10 protein-coding genes are annotated in these 7,846 nt (G+C 66.8%); 6 read left to right on the forward strand and 4 right to left on the reverse strand.

Features of this window, described 5'->3' with window-relative positions; translation table 11 throughout:
• Positions 1 to 5 precede the first annotated feature (5 nt).
• On the reverse strand, positions 6 to 539 hold the full coding sequence (locus tag QSJ97_RS18895) for a MarR family winged helix-turn-helix transcriptional regulator (RefSeq protein ID WP_285673637.1): 534 nt from the start codon (positions 537 to 539) through the stop codon (positions 6 to 8).
• 92 nt (positions 540 to 631) lie between these two features.
• Here QSJ97_RS18895 and panB point away from each other — a divergent pair, with 92 nt between their 5' ends.
• From panB to QSJ97_RS18925, 6 genes are all read left to right on the forward strand, one after another.
• Positions 632 to 1,345 carry a 3-methyl-2-oxobutanoate hydroxymethyltransferase gene (gene panB / locus QSJ97_RS18900; protein ID WP_285673638.1) on the forward strand — a complete coding sequence of 238 codons (714 nt, stop codon included), beginning with the start codon at positions 632 to 634 and terminating at the stop codon, positions 1,343 to 1,345.
• A 6-nt stretch (positions 1,346 to 1,351) separates the two neighbouring features.
• The gene (locus QSJ97_RS18905; protein ID WP_285673639.1) at positions 1,352 to 1,492 is read left to right on the forward strand and encodes a hypothetical protein; all 141 of its coding nucleotides are present in this window, start codon (positions 1,352 to 1,354) and stop codon (positions 1,490 to 1,492) included.
• Position 1,493: 1 nt separating this feature from the next.
• Entirely contained in the window at positions 1,494 to 2,579 is a 1,086-nt protein-coding gene (locus tag QSJ97_RS18910) for an aromatic ring-hydroxylating oxygenase subunit alpha (protein ID WP_285673641.1), read from the forward strand.
• A gap of 71 nt (positions 2,580 to 2,650) precedes the next feature.
• Complete coding sequence (locus QSJ97_RS18915) at positions 2,651 to 3,676, forward strand: TRAP transporter substrate-binding protein (RefSeq protein WP_285673644.1); 1,026 nt, start codon at positions 2,651 to 2,653, stop codon at positions 3,674 to 3,676.
• 81 nt (positions 3,677 to 3,757) lie between these two features.
• Complete coding sequence (locus tag QSJ97_RS18920; protein ID WP_285673645.1) at positions 3,758 to 4,264, forward strand: TRAP transporter small permease subunit; 507 nt, start codon at positions 3,758 to 3,760, stop codon at positions 4,262 to 4,264.
• Positions 4,265 to 4,268: 4 nt separating this feature from the next.
• Complete coding sequence (locus QSJ97_RS18925) at positions 4,269 to 5,579, forward strand: TRAP transporter large permease (protein ID WP_285673646.1); 1,311 nt, start codon at positions 4,269 to 4,271, stop codon at positions 5,577 to 5,579.
• A gap of 12 nt (positions 5,580 to 5,591) precedes the next feature.
• Here the strand turns inward: QSJ97_RS18925 and QSJ97_RS18930 are convergent, their stop codons facing one another.
• From QSJ97_RS18930 to QSJ97_RS18940, 3 genes are all read right to left on the reverse strand, one after another.
• Complete coding sequence (locus QSJ97_RS18930) at positions 5,592 to 6,296, reverse strand: iron reductase (RefSeq protein WP_285673649.1); 705 nt, start codon at positions 6,294 to 6,296, stop codon at positions 5,592 to 5,594.
• A gap of 123 nt (positions 6,297 to 6,419) precedes the next feature.
• Positions 6,420 to 6,752 (reverse strand): Rossmann-fold NAD(P)-binding domain-containing protein, encoded by a 333-nt coding sequence (locus tag QSJ97_RS18935; RefSeq protein ID WP_285673650.1) that lies wholly within the window; start codon positions 6,750 to 6,752, stop codon positions 6,420 to 6,422.
• Positions 6,753 to 7,007: 255 nt separating this feature from the next.
• Positions 7,008 to 7,337 (reverse strand): hypothetical protein, encoded by a 330-nt coding sequence (locus tag QSJ97_RS18940; protein ID WP_285673651.1) that lies wholly within the window; start codon positions 7,335 to 7,337, stop codon positions 7,008 to 7,010.
• Positions 7,338 to 7,846 lie beyond the last annotated feature (509 nt).

Below are 7,846 nucleotides of genomic sequence, written 5' to 3' on the forward strand. Positions count from 1 at the left end.
ACACCTCACTCCCGAAGCGCGGCGGCGTACTGCGCCGCCTTTCGCAATAGCGCGCCGAGAGTCCGCCGCTCCCCGGCGTCCAGGCCGGCCAGCACTTCTTCCTGCCGGGCCGCCATGTAGGCCGCGGCCTTCTTGTGCAGCGCGCGCCCGGCCGGGGTGATCCGCAGCCGCGCCTGGCGCCCGTCCTCGGGGTCCGGCGCGCGTTCGATGTAGCCCTCGGCCAACGTCCGGTGCACGGCGCGCGATATGGTGTTGCGCGGCTGGCGCGAGATCGTTGCCACGTCCTGCGCGGTGAGTTCGGGGTAGTGCGACAGGCAGGCCAGCACCGTGTATTCCGGCCGGATCAGCCCGAAGTCGCGTTTGATCGCGTCGTAGACCGGGTTGATGATCGCGTTGCCGAGATAGGTGATCCGGAACGCATCGGGAAACTCGACGGTATCGAAAAGCGCCGTGAGGTCCCGGGACCCCGAGGGATCGCTGCTGCCGTCCGACATAGCTGTGACCTCGCTGCCGTGAAACGCTGTCGGGCAGAAGAGCATCGCCACGGCCTCCGGACAATGGGCATTGGACATATTGTTCCAAATGGAACAACATTGGATATCGGTCAAGCGATTCGGTTGAGGGGAGAGCCGTGCCGGGGGAACGCGCGAAGCTGACCATTCCCGACCTCGCCGCGAAGAAGGCGGCGGGGGAGCGGCTGGTGATGGTCGCCGTGGGCGAGGTGCTGACCGCGACCTGGGCCGAGCGGGCGGGCGTCGACATTGTCGGCGTCGGCGACAGCCTCGGAATGACCCTGCACGGGCACGAGAACACGCTGGCGATCACCGTCGACCAGATGATCGACCATTGCCGCGCCGTGCGCCGCGGGGCGCCCAGGACGCTGGCCCTGGTGTCGATGCCGTTCGGATCCTATGCGACACCGGACATCGCCGTGCAGAACGCCCTTCGGCTCATGAAGGAAGGCGGTGCGGATGCGGTGAAGCTGCAGGCCGGCCGGGAAGGCGCTCACATCATCAGGGCCGTCGCCGATGCCGGCGTGCCCGTGATGAGCCATGTCGGGCTCCTGCCGCACAGGGTGCACATGCTCGGCGGCTTCAAGACGCAAGGCCGCACCGCCGAGGCGGCGATGGAGATCGTCGAGAATGCCCGCGCCATCGAGGCGGCGGGCGCCATCGGGCTGGAGATCGAGGCCATGCCCTACGAGGTGGGCAAGGCGGTCGACGAGGCGGTGTCGATCTTCACCTTCTCCATCGGCGCCGGGGCGGCGGGCACCTGCCAGCTCCTGAACGGCTACGACCTGCTGGGCGCCTTCGACACCTTCAAGCCGAAATTCGCCAAGCGCTAAGCGAACATGGCCGAGATCGCGACCAAGGCCTTCGCCGATTTCGCCGCCGAGGTGCGGGCGGGCACGTTTCCCGATGCCGACCACAGCTACCAGATGAACCCGGAAGAGGCCGAGCGCTTTGCCAGGATGCTCGCCCAGGGAGGATGAGATGAACAAGCCAACGGACGTGCAGCCGAACGGCCAGCGCATCCCCAACGGGATGTTGCAGGACAACTACCCCCGCAACATGTGGTGGGTCGCCGCGCACGCGGACGAGGTGACGACGAAGCCGCTGGCGCGCTGGCTCCTGGAAACGCCGGTGGTGCTCTACCGGCTGGAGGACGGCTCGCCCGCGGCGCTCTACGACCGCTGCCCGCATCGCTGGGCGCCGCTCAGCGAAGGCCACGTGGCCGGCGACAGGATCGTCTGCCCCTACCACGGGATGGAGTTCGACACCGGCGGCAACTGCACCAAGGCGCCGACACAGAAGATAATGCCGAAGACGGCGCAGATCCCGTCGTTCCCGGTCCGGGAGGCTGGGGCCTACATCTGGATCTGGATGGGCGATCCCGAGGCCATCGATGGCGAGCCGCCCGACGTGTCCTACCAGGTCGACCCGGACTGGAGCTTCGTCCACGGCTACTACGAGGTGGCGGCAAACTGGGTGCTGATCCGGGAAAACGTTCTGGACCTCACCCACATCGCCTTTCTGCACAAGAACACCTTCAAGCAGGACGACTGGATCACCGCCCCCGACACCTACATGGAGGGCGAGACGGTGTGCTACGAGCAGGAGTTCGACCTCGCGCCCCTGTCGCCGCTGTTCTGCGCCGGCATGGGGCTGCCCGAGGACAAGCCCATCAAGCGGGTCCAGAAGGGCCGGATGCCGTCGCTGGCGATCTCGTTCTCCGACTGGAACGTGCACGACCCGAACCCGGAGCCGGGCCGCCGGGCCGACTTCATCATGCGCGGCTGCCACATCGTGACCCCGTCCACGCGCGGGCACACCCACTACTTCTGGGCCGCGGCCTTCGACGTGCCGGAGATCTCGGACGAGGTGGCGGCAAAGACCAAGGCCAGTGTCACGGCGGCCTTTGACGAAGACAAGCACTTGCTGGAGCGCCTGCAGGACAAGATCGCGAAGGACCCGCGGGGCCTCGATTACCTCGAGGTGACGCTCGGCGCCGACGGCGCCGGCATCAAGGTGCGGCAGATCCTGAACAAGAAGCTTGCGGCGGAAGGCCGGTCGCTCTGACCCGCAAATCACGACGCAGCCGCCCCGGCGGTGCCGGGGAACACAACAAAAACGGCATGGGAGGAGATCATATGCGCGCGAACAGACGGACCCTGTTGGGACTGGCCGCCGCCGCGGCGTTGGCCGCCGCGGGCGGCGTACAGGCGCAGGAGACCACCGAACTCAAGATCCAATCGATCTGGCAGGCCGGGTCGATCAACCAGCAGGTGTTCGAGCGGTTTGCCGAGAACGTTGGCAAGGCCAGCGGCGGCCGGCTGACCGTGACGCCGCTGCCCGTCGGCGCGGTGGTCGCCTACAACGAGACGCTCGAGGCGGTCGGCAGTGGCATCCTCGAGGGCCAGCATTCCGCGCCCGCCTATTTTGCCGGCCGGGAGCCAGGCATGGCGCTGCTCGCCGACCTGAACGCGGCCTACGAGAACCCCTACCAGCTGACGGACTGGGTGTACGAACATGGCGGGCTGGAAATCGCGCGGGAAATGTATGCCGATTTCAACCTGTTCTACGTCGGCCCGGTGCTGTGGGGCATGGAATCGATCCCCTCGAAGAAGCGCGTGGCGACGGTGGAGGACTTCCAGGGCATGAAGCTGCGGATGCCGGAGGGTACGGCGTCCGAGATATTCCGCAACATCGGCGCGGCGCCGGTGAACATTCCCGGCGCCGAGGTCTACACCTCGCTCGAACGCGGCGTGATCGACGGGGCGGACTGGGGCACGCTGTCGATGAACCAGGATCTCGGGTTTCACAAGATCGCGCCGTATCCGATCTACCCTGGCCTCCATTCGATGCCGATGGGCGAGGTCGCGATCAACCTCGATACCTGGAACGGGCTGCCGGACGACCTGAAGACAATCTTCGAGATGGCGGTGCGCGACTTCAACTATGACATGATCCGCACCATGGCGTCGGCGGACCTCGAAGCGGTCGCGGCGGCCAGGGCCGACGGGGCCGAGCTGGTGGACTGGTCGGACGAGGAGCGGCGGAAACTCCGCCGCGTCGCGGCCGAAGTCTGGCGCGAGTTCGGCGGCCGCAGCGAGATGGCCGGCAAGGTGGTCGACAGCCACGTCGCCTACCTGAAATCGCTCGGGCTGATCGAGTGAGTTGAGACCGGGCGGCGGCGGTCTCTCCCTCGCCGCCGCCCGGCGCCCACATGCAAGCCAACTGACCCGGGGAACCCGCGCATGCCCGACCTGAGCGTCGTCGACCGGCTGCAAGACCTGCTCGGCCGCGTCATCGCCGTCGTCTTTCTCGCTGTCGCCGCGGCGATCGCCTACGAGGTCGTCGCCCGCTACCTTCTCAACGCGCCGACGATCTGGGCGCACGAACTGACCGCGACGCTGGTCGCGGTGGCCTTCCTGTTCGGCGGGCCCTACGCGATGGTGCGCGGCGAGCATATCCGGATCACCTCGCTCTACATGCACTTCCCGCCGCGATTGCGGCTGATGGCCGACATCGTCGCGGCGCTGGTCACACTGTTCTACATCGGAGCGATGATCTACGCGGCCTGGATCGTCGCCGGCCGGGCCTGGTCGCGCATGGAAACCTCGGCTTCGGCCTGGAACCAGCCGACGCCGGTGGTGATCAAGACGGCGCTGGTGGTCGCCTCGGCACTGATCGCCGTGCAGACGCTGTTGCAGCTGGCGCGGCACCTGGGCCTTGTCCGCCCGGCACCGGCACCGACGGACTGAGCGCTTGGACATCGGCACCATCTCGCTGCTGATCGTCGCGGGGATCTCGATCCTCCTCGCGATCGGCGTGCCGCTGGCATTTGCCACCGGCGCCGTGGCGATGGTGACCACGCTGCTCGCCTACGGACCCAACGGGCTGACCATCGTCGCCAGCCGCTCCTACACGCTGGTCAGCGAGTTCGTGCTGGTCGCGGTGCCGATGTTCATCCTGATGGCCTCGATCCTCGAACAATCCGGCGTGGCGCGCGATCTGTTCCGCGCCATGCACCTTGTCGCGGGGCGGCTGAAGGGCGGGCTCGGGCTGCAGACGCTGGCTGTCGCCGTCGTGCTGGCGGCAATGACCGGGATCATCGGCGGCGAGATCGTGCTCCTGGGTCTGATCGCGCTGCCTCAGATGCTGGCGCGCGGCTACGACCGCAAGCTCGCCATCGGCATCGTTTGCGCCGGCGGATCGCTGGGCACCATGATCCCGCCCTCCATCGTCCTTGTTATCTACGGGCTCACGGCCAACGTCTCGATTGGGGACCTGTTCGTCGCCTCTCTGGTCCCCGGCCTGCTGCTGGCCGGGCTCTACGCCGCGTATGTGCTGATCCGCTGTCACCTGGACCCGGCCGCCGGCCCGCCGGCCGGCATCGAGGAGCGGCAGATACCCCTCGCAGAGAAGCTGCGCCTCGCGCGCGGGCTGGTCCTGCCGGTGCTGGTGATTGTCTGGGTGCTCGGCACGATATACGCCGGCATCGCCTCGGTCAGCGAGGCGGCGGCCATGGGCGTGATCGGCGCCGCCGCCTCGGCCGTGATGCGCGGCGAGATGACATGGGCAATGCTGCGCGGCGCGCTCTGGCGCACCATGAGCACCTCGGGGCTGCTGATCTGGCTGACCATCGGCGCCAATGCACTGATCGGCGTTTACAACCTGCTGGGCGGGGCGAAGTTCATCCAGAGCTCGATCACGGGGCTGGAGCTCGACCCGCTGGGCGTGATCCTGCTGATGATGCTGGTCCTGATCGTGCTGGGCCTGTTCATCGACTGGATCGGCATCGTCCTGCTGACCATGCCGATCTTCGTGCCGATCGTCGAAAGCTTGGGCTACTCGGCGGTTTGGTTCGGCGTCCTGTTCTGCATGAACATGCAGATTTCCTATCTTTCGCCGCCGTTCGGCCCGGCCTGCTTCTATCTCAAGTCGGTGGCGCCGCCCGAGATCGAGCTGGGCGAGATCTTCCGCGCAATGTGGCCCTTCATCGCGCTTCAGGCCATCGGGTTGATCCTGGTCCTCCTGAACCCGGGCATCGCGCTGTGGCTGCCCAGCGTGCTGTGACGGCAACGCCCGTCATGCAACCCGCAGCCGCCGACGCCCCGGTGTCGACCAGAGCCGATAGGCTTCAAGCAGGACAAGCGGCGCGAAATGCACCATTGCCGGTCCCACGCCGCCCCAGTCGTGCAGCGCGGCCCAGTGCAGGAGCGTCAGCACCGCTGCGCCATAGACGAAGCGTTGCAGCATCTTCCATCGCGGACCCAACCGTCCGTAGAGGTCACGGCGAGCGGCACGAATATCAGGAACGCGATCCAGCCGGTCCAGATGTAGAGATTGGATAGCTCGCCCCGGGGTGAAGGCCACAGCGCCCTTGTCGATCAGGTAGAGCACCATGTGCAGCGCCGCGCAGCCGAACGCGGCGACGCCAAGACGGCGGCGCCGTTTCATCATCCAGCGCGGTCCGCGCCAGCCGCGCAGCAGCACGGTCATCGGCGCTATAGTCATCGCGACGATCATAAAGCGCGCCGCGAACTCCCCCGTGGGGTGCAGCATCTCATGCACCGCGCGCGGGTCGTCCGAGGCGAAGCCCGTGACGATGGGGATGGCGGGCAGGCTCAGCAGCGCCCAGAAAGTGTGGGGTGGTTCCAGATCGATTCCAGACGTTCCATGCTCGCATCTCCGGCGCGCTGCAGGTCTTATGCCACAGCGCAGCAAAGCCGTCGTTCGAATCGCCAGCGATCCGAAGCGGTCGTCCCGGTTCAGGCGCGGGCGGCCCGCCACGGCCTCGAGATCGCCGGGCGGGTCATATGCGCCGCAGCGGATGCCGTCATGGATCCCGCCGATTATCGGACCGAAGAAGGGGCCCAGGGCGTCGGTCCGGTCGGCGCCATACTCAGTTGGGGTTTAATCGCGGCAGGTCAGCCTCGTGCCGAAGACGTCGTTGAGGCGCTCCGCCAATTGCGACTGCGTGATGGGTTTGTCGAGCAGTTCGACCGTCTCGCCGTCAAGCTCGGAGCGGGCCGGCAGGCGCGCATAGGCGAGCGCCAGTTCGCCGCGGGTCGTGTAGCCGCTCCTGCCGTCTCCCGCGCTGTTGGCGATTTCACCCGCGGCACGGCAGTCGTCCAGGGCGTCGATGTCGGGTTCGATGTAGATGGCGCCGCGACCTACGGCCCAGGCGAGCCCGCTGGCTCGGTTTCTCCGGCAACCGGGCCAGCCCGACGACGTGATTTTCGCCAACCCTGCTGATCGGGTGAGCGGCGATCATCCGGCCAAGCCGGCCGGAAACGGCGGTGACCGCGTATTGCATGGCTCGGGCTCCTTCCCCCAAGAGACGCGCCGGCACGTCGGTGAGCCGGCATGGGGGGTCGACGGCGCGGGGGTTCGACGGCGCGGGGCGTTCCTGACCCAAGAACTGCCGCAGCGCGCCGGCCCAATCCCCGACCTGCCAGGAGCGGACGATCTTGCCGTCCTCCAGTTCGTAGATGTCGATGGTCAGGATGTCGAAGCCGCGGCCCTCCGGAACATGTTCTGGAAGTCGTCGACCAGCGCGGCCGCTTCGGCGCGTTGCGGCACGCCGTGTTCGATCTGCGCGACGGTGAACGCCTCGTCCCTCGTTAGGCGATCCCTGCGCAGTGTCATCATGCGGGCAATGGCACGCGCGGAGGGGCGTTTCCGGGAACGGCCATCAGGCGCCATCTCGGAGCGGCGGCGGCGCGTCGCCCACTGCGTCACAACCCGCAGGCTGCCGCGGAAGCCTGCGGCGCGCAGGCGCCGGCAGAGCCCGGCACCGTTCCTGCTTCCGGCGGTCCATTCGGCGTCCAATGGCGGCGTCACGACGACACCGTCCGACCCCACAGCGCCCGCGGCTAACGTCCATCGGCGCCGGCGGCCGTCATCGCCATCGACAGACCCGCCCGATCACGGAAACGGGAGATGGCCCATCAGGTTCGCCAGCGTGGTCTATACCGGCTGACGGGCCCTCACCACGCCATCCACGATCAAGGGACGGTCACGATAGCGGCATCAGCCACGCCATGTTGTTAAGAGCGATGGCGCCACGCAATCTTCGCCCGGAATTCGCTCAGCGTCATCATGGCGTCATGTAAGCCGGCATTCGCCCTGCCGAATGTGGAACGCCGCAAGGCCGACGCCGCTTAATGGGTAAATGTATGGGATCGCAGCTACAGTATTGGAAATTTCTCTTATAAATCAGATATTTCCGCCGAAACAGTGGCGGAGTGGATGTCCGCCATGTTGTTTTCCAGAACGATCCTCAGAAGTCCATATCATTCTGATAACACACAGATATACAATCTTTCCTTGGAATTCCC

Source organism: Paralimibaculum aggregatum, assembly GCF_030270585.1.
Taxonomy (GTDB): Bacteria; Pseudomonadota; Alphaproteobacteria; order Rhodobacterales; family Rhodobacteraceae; genus Thermohalobaculum; species Thermohalobaculum aggregatum.